Here is a 15,486-nt window from a genome sequence, read left to right as displayed (position 1 = left end):
CATAACCAATCCATGACATTGGACGCACAGTATATCGTTACCATTAGATAAATGAATTAACCGCTCAGTCCACTAGCGGTCTCAGACCCGATAAAACCGACCTCTAAAGAAGCAGTCACCAAGCTTAAGGCTGATAACGTAAAAATCATCATGGCCACGGGAGACGGGCTCACCACCGCACGTGCTGTCGCCAAGGAGATGGGTATTGAAGAGGTTCATGGTGAAGTGAAACCTCAGGACAAGGAGCGCCTGGTGGCGGACCTCCAGCAATCCGGTCGAAAGGTTGCCATGGCCGGCGACGGTATCAACGACGCACCGGCCTTGGCGCGAGCAGATGTGGGCATTGCCATGGGTACAGGGACTGACGTCGCGATGAATAGCGCGCAGCTCACGCTGGTAAAAGGCGACCTGATGGGGATTTTACGGGCACGGGCACTTTCGGTTGCAACGGTAAAAAACATGCGGCAAAACTTGGGGTTCGCCTTCCTTTACAACTCAATGGGTATTCCCCTCGCCGCAGGCCTGCTCTATCCACTGACGGGGCACCTTCTGTCTCCAATGATTGCTGCGTTAGCCATGAGCGTCAGTTCTGCGTCTGTAGTTTTCAATGCTTTGAGGCTGAGGAATACCCGAATTGAATGAGCGTAACCGATGCTCACAGCCCGCTATACATAACTCTTGACCTTACCGTGGTGTCAACGTTGATCTTGTTGTTGCGGTGAAAATAGACTGCTCAGCACAAGAGGAATAACCATGTTCGTCTTAAACGTATCAGGCATTGGTTGCGGTAGCTGCGTCAGCAAAATCACCAAAGCAATTCAGTCACTGGACAGCGAGGCTATGATTTCCGTGGATCGCGCAGCAGGTAAGGTAAGCGTTGAAAGCAGTGAAAACCCAGAGCAAGTCCGTAAAACTGTCGAAGCACTCGGTTTCCCTTCCCAAATCAGCGCCTGAGGCGCTGATTCCCTCGCTGGGTAAAGTTTATTATTCACCTCGCAGAGCTTTAAGTAGCCCCTTAAATGCTCCATTTAATCTAGTAAAGGCGGTTTCGAAATGAATTTCATTTTCCGTATACTTTGCGACCTCGACCTGTTGATCCACAGTATTTTGATCAATGGAAGGTTGGTTCGGCGTACTGTAAAGCAAAGCACCGCCGTGAATATCACTTACTAATTCGTTTACGGCAATATGTTTTGGGTTTGTTGTTTTTAAAGAGAACGGAGTAGCCAAACCTCCTTTTGTTTGGCTAGCCAGTACAGCAGAAAAGTCCAAGTCCCTGGCCTTAAAGTTAGGAGTGTCGGCATTAGCGATATTATTGCTAAGTACCTCAGCTCGTTGGCTGCGAAAACGTAATGCTCTTTCTGCGGAGCCAAGCGCTTTGTCAAAATTAATACTCACCGGTGGCCACCTTTAGTTACGCTGCCATTTAATTCCCACCTATCGAACACTCAAGTGCTTAACGTAGTGCGTCCGAGCCGATGTATGATTTCAGCGAAAAACTCAAAAAACGCCACGCCATCGTGCAGTGACCGGAAACTTACAACGCCGCACAGGTAAATTTTAGATGGTGGATGGAGGTTATGTGTCGTTGGATAGCTTAGACCTTACGGACTAATCACTCTGCATCTCAAGAGAAATATCGCAACCTGACACAACTGTAATATTGGCCTAAGCTTCCTGACAGGGGATGAGTCTTATAGTCCTATTGAGCCTCAAGCTCACCCCCTAGAGTCAACGACTGATGTGGATTCAGGGGTCACCAATAATCATCCGAGGCCCCCCAAATGAACCCTATCAAAACCTTGTTCGTCATCGCGGCTCTGACCGTCTCTTCTTTGGCTATGGCTGAAGGGGGTGGTGACCGGACTTTCGCACGCATGGAAGTGGCCAGGAATAATTCGATGGAATCGTACCGAGTAGCTCAAACGCAAAATGCCCAACATCCCGTCGCTGAAAGCAAAGCCAAGGCGATGGATCACAAGAATTGCTAAATAGCTAGCCCTCCAAGCTGACAGAAATGTAATCACTGCGGTGGTTTAAATGTGGCAATTTCTGAGCTCGCTTGCCGTAAGAGTTTGTCTTTTGTGACGGTGGGCAAAGCTGATCCGGGCAACTCATGATCGGTTGTTTCGCACGGCTTCCCTTTTGACTGATTGGAAATAAACGGCATGCATTCCAAAACCTCTAGACGGACATTCGTAAAAGGCTTGGCCGCTGGTGGCATTCTCGGCGGCTTTGGCCTTTGGCGCACTCCAGTATGGGCGGTGACAAGTCCAGGTCTGCCGAGCGTACTCACCGGCAATGAATTTGATCTGTTTATTGGTGAAACACCTGTAAACATTACCGGCTCGCCGCGAACAGCCATGACCATCAATGGATCATTGCCAGGACCTTTGCTGCGTTGGCGCGAAGGAGAGACAGTCACCCTGCGTGTAAAAAACCGCCTGGACCAAGACACCTCAATCCATTGGCACGGGATCATTCTGCCGGCCAATATGGACGGTGTACCTGGCTTGAGTTTCCATGGCATCGCACCCGACGGCATGTACGAGTACAAGTTCAAGGTTCATCAGAATGGTACGTACTGGTACCACAGCCACTCGGGCTTACAGGAGCAGGCAGGGGTTTACGGGCCAATCGTTATCGACTCGAAAGAGCCTGAACCTTTTCAATACAACCGCGACTATGTGGTGATGTTGACTGATTGGACCGATGAAGATCCTAGTCGCGTCATGGCCAAGCTTAAGAAACAGTCGGGCTACTACAACCACCATAAACGCACCGTTGGTGATTTTATCGACGATGTCAGTAAGCAAGGTTGGTCAGCTACAGTAGCTGACAGGAAGATGTGGGCTGAAATGAACATGAGCCCAACCGACCTTGGAGACGTCAGCGCAGATACTTACACCTATCTCATGAATGGCCAGGCGCCAAACGGTAACTGGACCGGTATTTTCAAGCCGGGTGAGAAGCTACGACTACGCTTTATCAACGGCTCGGCGATGAGCTATTTCGACGTCCGCATTCCTGGTTTGAAAATGACCGTTGTGGCCGCCGACGGCCAACACGTCAACCCAGTGAGTGTTGACGAATTCCGCATCGCCGTAGCTGAAACGTATGACGTGATCGTAGAGCCTGCCAGTGAAGAGGCTTACACCATCTTCGCCCAGTCTATGGATCGGACGGGTTATGCACGCGGAACCCTCGCTCTTCGTGAAGGGCTAGTTGCTCAGGTACCTGCTATAGATCCACGTCCAATCGTCACTATGGATGACATGGGGATGGGCGGTATGGCTGGTATGGACCATGGCAGCATGGCTGGTATGGGCGGCGCAGAGAAGACACCAGGTGACATGTCCGGCATGGCGGGCATGGCGGGCATGGACCACAGCAAGATGACCGGTATGGACCAAAGTGACATGACCGGGATGACCGGCATGGACAGCGGTGACATGACTAACATGGCGGGCATGGATCACAGCAAGATGGCTGGGATGGGCAATGGTGATATGTCAGGGATGGCTGGCATGGGTGGTATGGGTGGAGAAATGCAGACACACCCTGCCTCTGAAACCAACAATCCCCTGGTTGATATGCAAGCCATGAATCCAACGCCAAAGCTAAGTGATCCGGGCATAGGCTTGCGGAACAATGGTCGTCGAGTGCTCACTTACTCCGACTTGAAAAGCACTTTCCAAGACCCTGACGGCCGCGAGCCAAATCGTACCATCGAGCTTCATTTGACCGGTCACATGGAGAAGTTTTCGTGGTCGTTCAACGGCATCAAATTCTCTGACGCCGAACCGCTGCGCCTGAAGTATGGCGAGCGTCTGCGCATCACCTTGGTGAACGACACCATGATGACACACCCCATCCACCTTCACGGCATGTGGAGTGACCTTGAGGACGAGAACGGCAAGTTCATGGTGCGCAAGCACACGATCGATATGCCACCAGGTACCAAACGCAGCTATCGAGTCACCGCTGATGCCTTAGGCCGTTGGGCATATCACTGTCACCTGCTTTTCCATATGGAAATGGGCATGTTCCGTGAAGTACGGGTTGATGAGTAAAGGAGACGATCTGTGAGCACATACCGAAATCGTAATTCCCTCGTGGGTTGCCTCTTTGCCGCTGTCCTGCTGGGTGGACTCTCGTCCACGGTGCTGGCAGAGGAAAATGGCAGCGACCATTCAACCACTGTTCCTGTTACAGCAACGGACAAGCCAGCAACGGCAAACGATTCGAAGCTAGATCACGGGGCGATGGACCATAGCCAGATGAGCCATGAGTCGATGGATCATGACCAAAAAACCAAAAAGGCAGATTGAGATCATGACCAGTAAGTTTTTACGCCCAACGCTGATGGCACTTGCAGTCTCTACCGGTCCAGCATTCTTTTTCATGGCTCAAGCCGCTGAAGAGATGGATCCGTCGATGGCGATGCCATCAAGTGCGGACGCAAAGTCTTCAACTGCACAAAAATCCAAACCCGCCAAACCGAAAGATGCCGCGATGGATCACTCCAAGATGGACCACGGCTCAATGGGAGCCATGGACCATAGCAAGATGGGGGCTATGGATCACAGCGATAACGGGCAAATGGACGGTATGGAAAGCATGGATGGAGGGGCGACTACCACAAGCCGAACCCCAATCCCCGTACTTACCGACGCTGACCGGGCCGCCGCTTTTCCAGACTTACCAGGCCATGGTGTGCACGATAAAAAAATTAACTCGTTCATCCTCCTGGATAAATTTGAGTACCAAGACGCTGACAACGGTAGTGCGCTGGCTTGGGATGCAAAAGGGTGGATCGGCGGTGACGTCGATCGCCTATGGTTGCGTTCGGAAGGCGAACGTACCAATGGCGTAACCGAGAACGCTGAACTTCAGGCTCTGTGGGGACACGCCATCGGTCCTTGGTGGGATGTCGTCACCGGCATTCGACAAGACTTCAAACCTGGGTCACCTCAAACATGGGGAGCGCTCGGTATTCAGGGCATGGCCCTCTATAACTTTGAAGCTGAAGCGACTGCTTATATTGGTGAGAACGGTCAAACCGCAGCTCGGTTTGAAGGCGATTACGACATCCTGTTGACCAATCGCCTGATCTTGCAGCCGACCGCCGAAGTAAACTTGTACGGGAAAAATGATCCTCAGCGCGGCATAGGATCTGGATTGGCCAACACCGAACTAGGCCTGCGGTTGCGCTACGAAATTACTCGTCAATTCGCACCCTACATTGGTGTTAGCTGGAATCGCTCATATGGTAAGACGGCTGACCTAGCCAGCGATGAAGGGGAAAAGACAAACGAGGCCCGGTTTGTAGCTGGTATTCGGATGTGGTTCTGAGCGATTTGAGCACTAGCCCTACGAATTCAAATGATCGGGGAGTTGGCTCCCCGACTCTAAAGTAGATCCTTCAATGTAACCTTTGCAGCGGCATGAACGCTTGAGTGGGGTTCTATTGCTTCGTAGAACATCTCGCCGTCTCCAAGGGAAAAGGAAATATTCATGACAGGTAGCTTCCGACTTTCAAGTCGATTTCTGCGTATTGCAACATTCGCTGCGCTGTTCATCGGCTCAACGGCTCAAGCGGCGCAGGCCCTGACCATCGATGTGCATCGAGATGCAAACTGCGGATGCTGCAAAAAATGGATTCAGCATCTTGAGGCCAATGGCTTCACCGTCATTGATCATGTAGAAACCAACATGAGTGCTGTCAAACAAGATCTAGGTGTCGCTCCACGACTCTCGTCTTGTCACACTGCGATGATCAACGGGAAGTTTGTTGAAGGTCATGTGCCAGTTGAGCAAATAATTGCGATGAGTAAGCGTGACGACCTTCTCGGGATCGCTGCTCCTGGAATGCCAGCAGGTTCTCCAGGAATGGAAGTCGACGGAGTACATGAGACCTACCAAATAATCGGCCTGACCAAAGCCGGCGTAGATCAGGTCATTGCTGAATACCCCGCAAACTAATCCCACCTCATCCATTCGGCCACAGCATGGTCCCAGCTCATGGCCATGCAGCGGGACATGCTATGTTGATTTCATTCTCAAGCAATACGCAAAGGACGATCAGCAACAAGCTGTAAAGGCGCGCCTGCGCCGAATCGGATAACCCCGTACCGCTGTCCTCAATAACAATTTGAGATGACGCCATGCTCCGTCTGCTGACAAGCACTGCGCATCTGACCACGATAGTGCTAAGTTCGGGTGGCGTTGCCACTCAGCTTGCCTTTCCGAATCTGGACATCTGTCTCGGCTGAAAGCGTAGAAAAGTTAAATTACAGTGGTTTGAGAGTTCTTTTTTTGCAGGCTTTTCAGACGCAGGGTCGCGCGTTGTACAGCGGCCATTTTTTCTGGACGCTTCATTCGTTTCCATTTTCTGATGTCTTCCTTGGTGCGACCGCAGCTGACGCACAGTTCGCTGTTCAACTGGCAGACAGAAGTACACGGATTCTCGATGTCCTTGGCCATTGGTCAATTCCTCGGCGAACTTATGCGAACTACGGGCTCATTGCTAAGCCTGAACGGCGACCTGATCGGGTGAAACAGCGCCCGGCTTCGTGCGGTACTCAACTGTCAGATGAGTGATCTCATGAACTGTCGCAAGCCGTTCTCGTATGTTTTGTGCATTCACTGCTGGGCTGCCTAGAACACTCACAATAGCGGCGCGGGCTTGCGGCCCTACCTGCCAGACATGAAGATCTATGATCGAAGCATCTCCCTGTCGCTCAACCAGTTCACGAATCTCTTCAGCGACATGATCATCTGTCTGGTCTAGCAATACACTCGCAGTCACCCGCATCAACGACCAAGCCCAGCGTGCGATGACAACTGCACCCACAATCCCCATTGCAGGGTCGAGCCAGACCCAACCAAGGTAACGACCAGCAAGCAGTGCTGCGATGGCCAGAACCGAAGTCAGTGCATCTGCAATGACGTGAATATAAGCAGAGCGCAGATTATTGTCATGACCATGTGCATGGTGAGATTCATCTTGGCCGTGGTCATGCCCATGGTGATGATTATGACCGCCAGACAGCAAAAGCGCGCTCACCACATTCACTGCTAATCCGACAATTGCGATAAGAGTCGCTGTCCCGAATTGCACTTGAGTCGGTTGAAAGAGACGAAATAGCGACTCTCCGGCAATTCCCAAAGAGACCAGTCCCAAAATCAGAGCAGATGCGAAGCCACCCAAGTCTCCAACCTTGCCAGTTCCAAAACTGTAGCGAGCATTTGAGGCATGTCTTTTTGCGTAACCGTAAGCAGCTGCGGCTATGCCAAGTGCTCCAGCGTGTGTTGCCATGTGAAATCCATCAGCAAGCAACGCCATTGAGCCAGTGAGATAACCTGCGGTGATTTCAGCAACCATCATTACGACGGTCAGAGCCACTACCCACAAGGTTCGCTTGGCGTTTTCTTCATGTGATTTCCCCAGGAACATATGGTCGTGGGAATAGTCGGTGTACGAATTACTCATCTGGGCAAATCCTATTTGGAATAGCGGCGAATGGCTTCGAGAAGCTCATCGACGCCTTTCGCTCTTTCTTCGTTGCTGAGTGTCGGATTCGCAACGTGTTCACGAGCGTGGTCTTCGATAATTTCATCCATCAGCCCATTGATAGCGCCACGGGCAGAAGCGACCAAAAGCAGGGTTTTCGAGCAGTCATCATCAGAGTCGAGTGCTCGCTCAATCGCCTGGACTTGCCCAGCGATTCGCTTTACACGCTTAAGAAGATTGTCTTTGCTTGATCTCATATGACCCATACCATACCCCCCCTACCTATATTGAGAGTATGTTCACACGTTCCAATCAGCCATACAACCCCAGGGACGCTCGCCGCCGGGATGGATATACCAACAGTTTCTTCAATCCACAAAAAAAGGCGCCACTAGGGCGCCTAAGCCGTCTCCAAACCAAAGGAGAAACAAGGAGACGGGGTGTATCGGGGATACCGGACAGTTGATGCCGATGGCTAATGCCCGTTAAAGGAGTTGCAGTGGATATTCAACAATCAGTCTGACCTCGTCCAAATCAGATTCGAAATCGGTAGCTCGTGTCGTTGCTTGGCGGACACGTAAAGACATGTCCTTCAGTGAGCCTGACTGGATGACATACTTAGCCTCGATGTCTCGCTCCCAACGCTTTTGGTCCTGCAATGGGGCACCGTCCGCTCCGCGACGCATGTACACGCTGTTTGCGTTGGAATAGTCCGCATCCCAACCCTTAGCGTAGCGGGTCATGAAGCTCAGACCGGGGATGCCGAAAGCCTGCATATCTAGATCGTAGCGCAGCTGCAAGGATTGCTCTTTCGGTGAGTTGAAATCGCTGTACTGAATGGAGTTATCCAAAAAAATTGAGTCGGACTGGCGAAGGTAGTCAAAGTCGTCGTTACCATTATTGCGCTGGTAACCAACGGTCACGGCGTGCGCTCCGAATTTGACCCCGGTCTTGCCGCTCCAGATCTTGTTATCGAAGCTTCCCAGAAGTTTTTCACCCTCATCAACCGCTCGGTAGTAATTAAAGCCGCCAATTAGCGATACGCTTTCTGAGAGTGGATAGCTCAATGTGGTGCCCGCGTAGTATTGGTTCCACACATCCTTGAATTGGCTGGTGTAAAGACTCACACCTACGTGTTCATTGACCGTGTAATCGCCCCCTAGATAAGCGATCCATGGAGCATCTACTACACCGGCGTAAAAAGTTGAAAAGCCGTCACGCATGCTACTGGAATTGGGTTGGCTCATCGCATGCAGCCGGCCCCCCTGAAGGGTCAGGCCTTTGATGCTGGTATTAGTGAACGTTGCACCCCGGAAACTCTCCGGGAGAAGTCGGGAATCCCCATAGGCAACGACAGGCGTCGATGGAAATACGTCGCCTACCTTGACGACTGTATCCAGGAAACGCACTTTTGCGGCCCCGCCTACTTTTGAGTAGGAGTCTTCAGGTTGGCCTTTGCTATTGTGCGGCAAGACATCGACTGAGCTACGGGCTCCCGAGCGACCATCACCTGAATCGAGCTTGAGGCCTTCCATTGCAAACGCATCAATGCCGAAGCCTACGGTACCTTGAGTAAAGCCTGATTCGAATCGGCCAATGATGCCATGAGCCCATTCGGCTGAGTAACCATTGCCCGTGGGGCTTGATTGACCCTTTCGATAATCACGATTGAGATAGAGATTCCGATTGAGAATACTAAAGGTGCTCCCCTCAATGAACCCTTCAGGCTTTTGCTCCACAGCTACTGCAACTTGCCCCATGCTCATGCCAAGGGAAATGAGAGAAAGACCATAAATGCTTTTATTGTTCATTTAACACTCCAGGCTTTAGCTTGGCAGAGTTTCTTTATGAAATATTTTTTATAATTATAAAAGCCACCAGCACGTGAGGATTTCTCCTACGTGCCGGCAGACATAATTTCATACAATAGATAACTCCAGCGTGACCTGAAAATTACTTCTGTGTCAGCGAACAGCAAGCAGGCTCAAAACATACCGAACAACCTTGCGCAGTCAGGGCTAACGCTAATTAACTTCCGTGAGGGCAGTTAGTACCCATAACCTTGTATTCCAAGGTGTTGAGCTTGCCCGCCGAATCTTCATAGGTCATGCGCGAAGGGGCTACGCCACAGGTTTTATTGGCTTGAGTGGTACTGATTACCTTCTGGACATCGAGGTTCATTCCGTATTCATAATGAACAACTTCAGGTGTCGCCTTTCCGTTTTCTAAGGCGTACTGCTCCATCGCCTTCTGGTTCTCTTGCATCATTCGACCATAAACACGGTCACCACCTCCTTCAGCCATGGCCAAAGAAGACATGGTCAAGATGGAAGCGGCAAAAACAACTTTTAATAATTTCATGATTTTCTCCTAGTGCTCACTTACTTCTGACTAGAGGATAACCAGTGATGCCTTTCAGGAAGCTGCCGCGAATATTACATATCTGTAAGGCCTCTCGTAGAGCTCGTGAGTTCAACTATTTAAAGTTTAGCTTTATTGGCAGAGCACGCTGAATGCATCATACGACCATCAGAAATCAACTCGTATCCCACCTGGAGCATCTAGAGATTTTTTATAAAAATGCATATCTTCCTATTATGAAAAGCGGCTTTGACCGCTACAGGCGGATGAATCGTTTGGGCGTAGCTAAATGAGACTACGAACGTGTCACAAAAGCCTCATGGGCTGCGGAAATTAGGCACTACGTAGAGCACCGAAAACGCAATCGGCAGGATGGTCTTTAACAGCAATACGGTCTCGGAGGATAGGTTTTTATCTTATCCTTAACGTCATCGAAGATGACATTGAAGCTGTGCAGCAGGCGCTCCGTTTGCAACATTTGATCGTGAAGGATCTCAAGCAGGACAGCACAAACTACTGCCTGCCCAAGGATAAAGATAAAGCCTTCGAATCTTGAGGTTGTTTTCTCCAGCACGACCAAACCCGCTGACGATATCGGCAGGGCGAGCATTTTGCCGTTGATGTCGCCCGAAGCTTCAATAGAAGTGATTTTTCGTTATGTCGTGGGGCGGTGGCGAGACTCGTCCGACTGGCGTACTGTGGACCATCGGCGGCGATGGGGCCAAGAAGGGTCGCCTCATAAACTTGGCTTGAACTCTTGCTGTGTGGATAGCCAGTTAACTGCGTACTCACTGCGTCGTCAATTTGAGCCGACCAAGTGCCATCTCTAATCCAACCCACACGAATTCGTCGCTCTCAAATACCCAAAGCTTCCAAATTCCTATTTCTTACTGCGCTCAAGACAGCCATCCGGTCTTCTGTACCTGAATCCATATCAGGTACGGTGCCATGCTCCAGATCCTTACCCACATTAGCGAAACGCGGCGCTGGCTGTTTTCACTGCTACTGTTCTTGTCAACTGCGTCCCACGCGGAGACGTGGGTCATTACAAACCGAGCACATCCAGTATCCGCACCTTCTGGCGCTCGCGTCATCTTCCTGGATGATCAGCAGCGCCTTGAAGAACAACTTTCCAACCAACTACCCGCCGATCCACGCCAGGCAGAAGCGGCCATTCAACGCTACCTTGTCAGCCCTGCAGGGAAGCATCTGCAAAACGAGTTGGCCCAAGCCCAGCAGGGCGTCATAGACGCCTGGAGCCTGCGAGTCGAAAAACTCCCAGCCGTGGTCGTAGATCGTCGCTACGTCGTGTACGGCGAGCCTGACGCAGCTAAAGCCGTCGCGTTGATTGAACGAGCACGGAGCCTGTCACGATGAGACGCTCACGTTTTGCGATCCGGCCTTTGTCGCTGGCTATCACTTTCAGCCTGTCATTCAGTGCATCGGCTGCGATCAACTCGGCAGCGATTATTGCCTCGACCCTGTCACCAACCTGCCTGGAGTACAAAGTGGTCGGCATCTGCTATTGGCTGCTCTGCACGCCATTCGGATGCAAAGTCAAAACCTCGACCAAGGTTCGTCACTACGTACCGGACGCTGTGGTGTCTGCATATGCGAATACCGGGATGAACCCTTGGATAGAGATGTCACCTCTTGGCACCCCGAATCCGATGGCCCAAGCGGGCAACGACGGCACTACCAATCACGTTGCAGAGAACAACATCATCAAATTTAAGGAAGCCGATGTCATCGGCCATCCAGGTGGTGCGGCGTTGAGTCAGTTTGCCAGCGCCTCGGGCTATGTATGCAAAGGCGCAACCTTACCGCTTGTGCCTTACTTTCTGAGCACCCTTGACCCCATTGCTTGGCGATACGGCGTCCCGGAATCCGTATACCCCGAAGCACTCATTCCGGGCATGCGCGAAGTCGGTAGCCTGCTCTCAGCAAGCAGCTGGGGGAACGTCTACCCGCGTAGCGGCTTCCTTAACCAGACTGACGACTACAAAACGGGCGCAGTTATTGCGCAGCGTGCCGGCGACGTGGTTACCCGCCCAGGCCAGGTCCATGTCTACTTGCCGATGCTCGCCCTTCCCTACCCCGGTTACTGGCCCGCAGGGCCGCTACGCGAAGGTGACGCCTCCACTGGTAAGTGGCAAGAGCTCACCCCAGTCCTCAACCCGACTTGCGCAACCTTTCCCACCATCGATCCGAACATCGATGCGCAGGATGGCGGCTACGCCTGGGCACTCTGGCGCCCTTATTCGTGTTGCCAGCGTCGAGGACAGACCTTCCTCGGCAGTACGGACTTCCAATGAAACAGCGATCGGAGCAAAGCATGAAACTCACTACCTTGGCGATAGGGCTCGCCTGCAGCCTCAGCAGTGCAATAGCGCTCTCTGCTGATCCAATCAACGTCTCCTCCTCCGGAAGCGTCATTGGGGACAACGTGCTGTATAGCATTGGCGGCGGCAACGCAGTCACCATGGGGAGCGCAGGCAACATGGATAGTATTTCTGTGGGAGGCGGTTGGAATACCAATCTAATCTGCGGAAACATGAGCCTGAGCACAACCCTTGAAAACCAATTGAATGGTGCCACTTCCGGCTTCAAAAACATCATGAGCTCGGTGGTACAGAGCGCCACCAGCGCCGTGGCTTCGCTGCCGGCACTGATTCTTCAACGTGCGAACCCGGCGCTATACAACCTCATCACCAACGGCATTTTGCAGGCCCGCCTGGACTTCGACCGCTCCAAAGGCACCTGCCGCGCCATTGGCGAAAAGATGGCGGATATCGCCGGTAACCAAATGGGCTGGGGCAAGCTTGCTGAAGGTCAGGCTATGAGTCAGGCGCTAACATCCAACACAGACGCAGTGTCGGCGGTGGAACAAGTCGAAAAGAAAGGTGGAAACGATGGCGTCACTTGGGTTGGTGGTGATAGAGCAGGTGGTTCCGGTCAGAAGCCAATTCGTATCGTAGGCGACGTCACCAAGGCGGGCTACAACCTTCTGAACAAGCGCGCGGCCGGCGACACCGCATCCATCAGTAAAGCGAACTGCAACAACGGCATGGTGTGCAATGTCTGGTCATCGCCCCAGGAAGCCACCACCTTTGCCAATCGTGTCCTGGGTGAACAACAACAGCAGACCTGTGACAGTTGCCCTAAAACGGTGACAGCCGCAGGCGTCGGCCTCACGCCGCTGATCCAGGAAACGTACGACACCAAGCTGAAGGCCCTGCAGGAACTGCTGAGCGGAAGCAAAACGCTGTCGCTAGAAAACCTGGAAGCAGCGAGCAGCAACTCGTTACCCATCACCCGAGGCGTTGTAGCAGCACTCAAGGATGAGCGCGACCAGGACGTACTCGCTCGCCGGCTTGCCTCCGAAGTCGCGTTGTCCGATGTGTTGGAGAAAGCTCTGACCCTACAGCGCACCTTGATGGCAGGCAGTCGGGAACCGAACGTCGCGGCTAATGACCTCGCCGTCCAGGCAGTCGGCCAGCAGAGCTCCTCGCTGCAACAGGAGATCGGCAACCTCAAAATGGAACTGGACATGCGTCAGCAGCTCGCGAAGAACTCGCCTCTGACCATCATTGAACGCAGCAAAGCACGGGCAGAAGACTCTCGTGGCGTGTCCCCGGGAGCCCCAGAAACGAATCGATTGGACCAGTTGCAGTCACCCGCCCAGAACAAACAGTGAGAAAGGCCATGACCGAAATACAGGAGCCTGTCGCCGCTCCCAACCGTTCGCTGGTTCGACGAACCGGGAGGAGCATTCTGCTTGTTCTGGGTGTTTTGCTCGCGACTGCCGCCCTCGTAGTCCTACTCAGCGCTGTCCTGATGAACATGTTCGACAGCGCCGAGCAATGGCAAGCCTGGCGCACCGACCACTATTGGCCGCTCTTTACCTGGCGCCTAATGCTTTATATCGCACTGACCGTTGCCTGGTTCAAATTCAAGGTACGGTTATCGAACTCAGAACGCTCGAAACGGCGCAAAGGCCTGTTGAAGATCGAGATAATGGTGATCTTATTATTTCTGATGGTTGAACTGAGCAAGGTGCTGTATCAGGCAGGGGGTGTTCTGTGACGCTCTACACCAATGACTATTTAGAGTACTACCTGACGTTGGTCGGTTGGATCATCAACAATGGTATCTGGGCGATGATTTCAGATACCGGTCTATTCGCCCTCCCCTTCTGCATCATCGTTATTCGAGAGTGGCTGAAAGTCCGTGGTGAGGGGGCCGATGAGGGCAACAAAGGCGTTCTCTCACTGGCACGTATCGAAACCAATATCTACGTTGGCTACATCGTAGTCGCATTCTTCGCTGTACCAGCCGTCAATGTGAGTTTTGATACCTTGGCATTTGACCAGAGTAGAGCTCAGCAATGTCAATACAACTTACCTAAACCCACAGACACAGGCTGGAACACAACATTCAGCTCACTGGCAGGAAAGAGTGCCCAGATGCCCATGTGGTGGGCATTAATGCATGCATTATCAAAGGGATTAACCAATGGCGCTGTAGCAGCAATTCCCTGCGGGACTGATTTACGGCAAGTACGCATGGAAGTTAGCAACACCAAGATCAACAACCCGCTATTGGCTCAGGAAATTGGCGACTTTACGCACGATTGCTATGGACCCTCCCGTGCCAGATTATTCATGCGCCAACCCGAATTGGGAGCGCAAGGGAATGACCCTCGTTTTGCGCAGGAACTCAGCTGGATTGGTTCGCACTATTTATTGAACACCTCGGGTTATTACGACACGGACTACTCCAAAACTCCAAGGGCATCATGGCCCTATAACGCATCTCGTGATGTGGGTTTACCACAAGTGGGTGGAGGTGGGGGCTATCCAACTTGCAAACAATGGTGGTCAGATAGCGGAGTGGGACTGCGGGACCGTATCAAGGCTCAAGTGTCGCCGGACCTCATGACCAAAATGCTCGGCTGGGCAAAGTGGTTGTCCCCGGACGAAGTCACTGACTCGCTTGTCCGGCAACTGGTCTCGCCGTCGAACCAGGTGAAAGGGGATGTTTATACGGACTACGGGGGACAAATCGACGGAACTGTGTGGAATGGTGCAGCCCGGGCAGCGGGGACTCTCGGGGTTGCATTAGGATCTATGGCCTATTTTCCAGCGATGGACATGGTTCGCCAGGCGCTACCGATGGTCATGGCGTTCTTGAAAATGGCGATGGTGATTTGCATTCCCTTGGTGCTAATCGTCGGGGCTTACCAACTAAAAGTGGCCATGACTATGTCCGTTGTTTTTTTCGCTCTGATATTCGTGGACTTTTGGTTTCAACTGGCTAGATGGGTCGATACCACGATATTGGACGCTTTATATGGAGCCGGTTCTCCGCATTTATCATTTGATCCTGTGATGGGTTTGAACACTGCCACCCAGGACGCAATCTTAAACTTCGTGATGGGCTCGATGTTCATCATCCTGCCAGTGTTTTGGATGGGCGCGCTGGGATGGGCAGGGGTGAGCGCAGGAAAAGCATTGGAAGGCCTTACCAGCGGAACAAAAGATGTTCAAAAGGCAGGTCAGGAAGGGGTGAATACTGTCAAACGTAGCGTTATGTAACGTAAGGGTCTC

Annotated in this window: 17 protein-coding genes and 1 pseudogene; 12 read left to right on the top strand and 6 right to left on the bottom strand. The window is 52.2% G+C overall.

Going from position 1 to position 15,486, the window contains the following annotated elements; translation table 11 throughout:
* Nucleotides 1–72: 72 nt before the first annotated feature.
* Both AC1Q6I_RS20180 and AC1Q6I_RS20175 read left to right on the top strand, forming a co-directional pair.
* Nucleotides 73–642 (top strand): annotated as a pseudogene (locus AC1Q6I_RS20180) (HAD-IC family P-type ATPase); the annotation flags it as partial.
* Nucleotides 643–753: 111 nt separating this feature from the next.
* A complete protein-coding gene (locus AC1Q6I_RS20175; protein ID WP_008437435.1) occupies nucleotides 754–954 on the top strand; it encodes a heavy-metal-associated domain-containing protein in 201 nt (66 codons plus the stop codon).
* Between the two features lie 30 nt (nucleotides 955–984).
* Here AC1Q6I_RS20175 and flgB read toward each other — a convergent pair whose 3' ends face one another.
* The gene (gene flgB / locus AC1Q6I_RS20170; RefSeq protein WP_008437437.1) at nucleotides 985–1,398 is read right to left on the bottom strand and encodes a flagellar basal body rod protein FlgB; all 414 of its coding nucleotides are present in this window, start codon (nucleotides 1,396–1,398) and stop codon (nucleotides 985–987) included.
* Nucleotides 1,399–1,784: 386 nt separating this feature from the next.
* On the opposite strand from flgB, the gene AC1Q6I_RS20165 reads away from it, so the two are divergent.
* The 5 genes from AC1Q6I_RS20165 to AC1Q6I_RS20145 all read left to right on the top strand — a co-directional run bounded on the left by AC1Q6I_RS20165 (nucleotide 1,785) and on the right by AC1Q6I_RS20145 (nucleotide 5,985).
* Nucleotides 1,785–1,991 (top strand): co-regulatory protein PtrA N-terminal domain-containing protein, encoded by a 207-nt coding sequence (locus AC1Q6I_RS20165; protein ID WP_019821302.1) that lies wholly within the window; start codon nucleotides 1,785–1,787, stop codon nucleotides 1,989–1,991.
* A gap of 177 nt (nucleotides 1,992–2,168) precedes the next feature.
* Nucleotides 2,169–4,073 (top strand): copper resistance system multicopper oxidase, encoded by a 1,905-nt coding sequence (locus tag AC1Q6I_RS20160; RefSeq protein ID WP_008437439.1) that lies wholly within the window; start codon nucleotides 2,169–2,171, stop codon nucleotides 4,071–4,073.
* A gap of 12 nt (nucleotides 4,074–4,085) precedes the next feature.
* Nucleotides 4,086–4,331, top strand: a complete 246-nt coding sequence (locus tag AC1Q6I_RS20155; RefSeq protein WP_024073347.1) for a hypothetical protein — start codon at nucleotides 4,086–4,088, stop codon at nucleotides 4,329–4,331.
* Nucleotides 4,303–5,355, top strand: coding sequence for a copper resistance protein B (locus AC1Q6I_RS20150; protein ID WP_008437443.1), 1,053 nt, complete (start codon nucleotides 4,303–4,305; stop codon nucleotides 5,353–5,355). The genes AC1Q6I_RS20155 and AC1Q6I_RS20150 overlap by 29 nt, the downstream gene beginning before the upstream one ends.
* A 162-nt stretch (nucleotides 5,356–5,517) precedes the next feature.
* The gene (locus AC1Q6I_RS20145; protein WP_008437448.1) at nucleotides 5,518–5,985 is read left to right on the top strand and encodes a DUF411 domain-containing protein; all 468 of its coding nucleotides are present in this window, start codon (nucleotides 5,518–5,520) and stop codon (nucleotides 5,983–5,985) included.
* A 303-nt stretch (nucleotides 5,986–6,288) separates the two neighbouring features.
* Here the strand turns inward: AC1Q6I_RS20145 and AC1Q6I_RS20140 are convergent, their stop codons facing one another.
* The 5 genes from AC1Q6I_RS20140 to AC1Q6I_RS20120 all read right to left on the bottom strand — a co-directional run bounded on the left by AC1Q6I_RS20140 (nucleotide 6,289) and on the right by AC1Q6I_RS20120 (nucleotide 9,877).
* On the bottom strand, nucleotides 6,289–6,486 hold the full coding sequence (locus AC1Q6I_RS20140; protein ID WP_008437450.1) for a DUF1289 domain-containing protein: 198 nt from the start codon (nucleotides 6,484–6,486) through the stop codon (nucleotides 6,289–6,291).
* A 43-nt stretch (nucleotides 6,487–6,529) separates the two neighbouring features.
* Nucleotides 6,530–7,495, bottom strand: coding sequence for a CDF family Co(II)/Ni(II) efflux transporter DmeF (gene dmeF, locus AC1Q6I_RS20135; RefSeq protein WP_008437453.1), 966 nt, complete (start codon nucleotides 7,493–7,495; stop codon nucleotides 6,530–6,532).
* Between the two features lie 11 nt (nucleotides 7,496–7,506).
* Nucleotides 7,507–7,782 carry a metal/formaldehyde-sensitive transcriptional repressor gene (locus AC1Q6I_RS20130; protein ID WP_024073346.1) on the bottom strand — a complete coding sequence of 92 codons (276 nt, stop codon included), beginning with the start codon at nucleotides 7,780–7,782 and terminating at the stop codon, nucleotides 7,507–7,509.
* 219 nt (nucleotides 7,783–8,001) lie between these two features.
* Nucleotides 8,002–9,327: an OprD family porin gene (locus AC1Q6I_RS20125; RefSeq protein ID WP_008432871.1), complete on the bottom strand. Its 1,326-nt coding sequence runs from the start codon at nucleotides 9,325–9,327 to the stop codon at nucleotides 8,002–8,004.
* 217 nt (nucleotides 9,328–9,544) lie between these two features.
* Nucleotides 9,545–9,877, bottom strand: coding sequence for a DUF2790 domain-containing protein (locus AC1Q6I_RS20120; RefSeq protein WP_008432869.1), 333 nt, complete (start codon nucleotides 9,875–9,877; stop codon nucleotides 9,545–9,547).
* 948 nt (nucleotides 9,878–10,825) lie between these two features.
* Between AC1Q6I_RS20120 and AC1Q6I_RS20115 the strand changes: the two genes are divergently transcribed.
* The 5 genes from AC1Q6I_RS20115 to AC1Q6I_RS20095 are packed head-to-tail and all read left to right on the top strand — an operon-like array spanning nucleotide 10,826 to nucleotide 15,474.
* Nucleotides 10,826–11,254, top strand: coding sequence for a TIGR03757 family integrating conjugative element protein (locus AC1Q6I_RS20115; RefSeq protein WP_008432865.1), 429 nt, complete (start codon nucleotides 10,826–10,828; stop codon nucleotides 11,252–11,254).
* Nucleotides 11,251–12,192: a TIGR03756 family integrating conjugative element protein gene (locus tag AC1Q6I_RS20110; RefSeq protein WP_008432863.1), complete on the top strand. Its 942-nt coding sequence runs from the start codon at nucleotides 11,251–11,253 to the stop codon at nucleotides 12,190–12,192. Before AC1Q6I_RS20115 ends, AC1Q6I_RS20110 begins: the two co-directional genes overlap by 4 nt.
* Nucleotides 12,193–12,212: 20 nt before the next feature.
* Nucleotides 12,213–13,574, top strand: a complete 1,362-nt coding sequence (locus tag AC1Q6I_RS20105; protein WP_024073345.1) for an integrating conjugative element protein — start codon at nucleotides 12,213–12,215, stop codon at nucleotides 13,572–13,574.
* Nucleotides 13,575–13,582: 8 nt separating this feature from the next.
* Nucleotides 13,583–13,963: a hypothetical protein gene (locus tag AC1Q6I_RS20100; protein ID WP_008432858.1), complete on the top strand. Its 381-nt coding sequence runs from the start codon at nucleotides 13,583–13,585 to the stop codon at nucleotides 13,961–13,963.
* A complete protein-coding gene (locus AC1Q6I_RS20095) occupies nucleotides 13,960–15,474 on the top strand; it encodes a conjugal transfer protein TraG N-terminal domain-containing protein (RefSeq protein WP_008432856.1) in 1,515 nt (504 codons plus the stop codon). The genes AC1Q6I_RS20100 and AC1Q6I_RS20095 overlap by 4 nt, the downstream gene beginning before the upstream one ends.
* The last annotated feature ends 12 nt before the right edge of the window (nucleotides 15,475–15,486 follow it).

This window comes from Pseudomonas sp. MPR-R2A5, assembly GCF_058793055.1.
This window is presented reverse-complemented; position numbering and strand designations above follow the sequence as displayed.

What these genes read in the sequence shown, in the direction of transcription:
- AC1Q6I_RS20150 (WP_008437443.1), top strand. Translation starts at nt 4,303, where the DNA reads ATGACCAAAAAACCAAAAAGGCAGATTGAGATCATGACCAGTAAGTTT.
- AC1Q6I_RS20165 (WP_019821302.1), top strand. Translation starts at nt 1,785, where the DNA reads ATGAACCCTATCAAAACCTTGTTCGTCATCGCGGCTCTGACCGTCTCT.
- AC1Q6I_RS20100 (WP_008432858.1), top strand. Translation starts at nt 13,583, where the DNA reads ATGACCGAAATACAGGAGCCTGTCGCCGCTCCCAACCGTTCGCTGGTT.
- AC1Q6I_RS20120 (WP_008432869.1), bottom strand. Translation starts at nt 9,877, where the DNA reads ATGAAATTATTAAAAGTTGTTTTTGCCGCTTCCATCTTGACCATGTCT.
- AC1Q6I_RS20130 (WP_024073346.1), bottom strand. Translation starts at nt 7,782, where the DNA reads ATGGGTCATATGAGATCAAGCAAAGACAATCTTCTTAAGCGTGTAAAG.
- AC1Q6I_RS20175 (WP_008437435.1), top strand. Translation starts at nt 754, where the DNA reads ATGTTCGTCTTAAACGTATCAGGCATTGGTTGCGGTAGCTGCGTCAGC.
- AC1Q6I_RS20105 (WP_024073345.1), top strand. Translation starts at nt 12,213, where the DNA reads ATGAAACTCACTACCTTGGCGATAGGGCTCGCCTGCAGCCTCAGCAGT.
- AC1Q6I_RS20110 (WP_008432863.1), top strand. Translation starts at nt 11,251, where the DNA reads ATGAGACGCTCACGTTTTGCGATCCGGCCTTTGTCGCTGGCTATCACT.
- AC1Q6I_RS20160 (WP_008437439.1), top strand. Translation starts at nt 2,169, where the DNA reads ATGCATTCCAAAACCTCTAGACGGACATTCGTAAAAGGCTTGGCCGCT.
- AC1Q6I_RS20115 (WP_008432865.1), top strand. Translation starts at nt 10,826, where the DNA reads ATGCTCCAGATCCTTACCCACATTAGCGAAACGCGGCGCTGGCTGTTT.
- AC1Q6I_RS20145 (WP_008437448.1), top strand. Translation starts at nt 5,518, where the DNA reads ATGACAGGTAGCTTCCGACTTTCAAGTCGATTTCTGCGTATTGCAACA.
- dmeF (WP_008437453.1), bottom strand. Translation starts at nt 7,495, where the DNA reads ATGAGTAATTCGTACACCGACTATTCCCACGACCATATGTTCCTGGGG.
- AC1Q6I_RS20140 (WP_008437450.1), bottom strand. Translation starts at nt 6,486, where the DNA reads ATGGCCAAGGACATCGAGAATCCGTGTACTTCTGTCTGCCAGTTGAAC.
- AC1Q6I_RS20125 (WP_008432871.1), bottom strand. Translation starts at nt 9,327, where the DNA reads ATGAACAATAAAAGCATTTATGGTCTTTCTCTCATTTCCCTTGGCATG.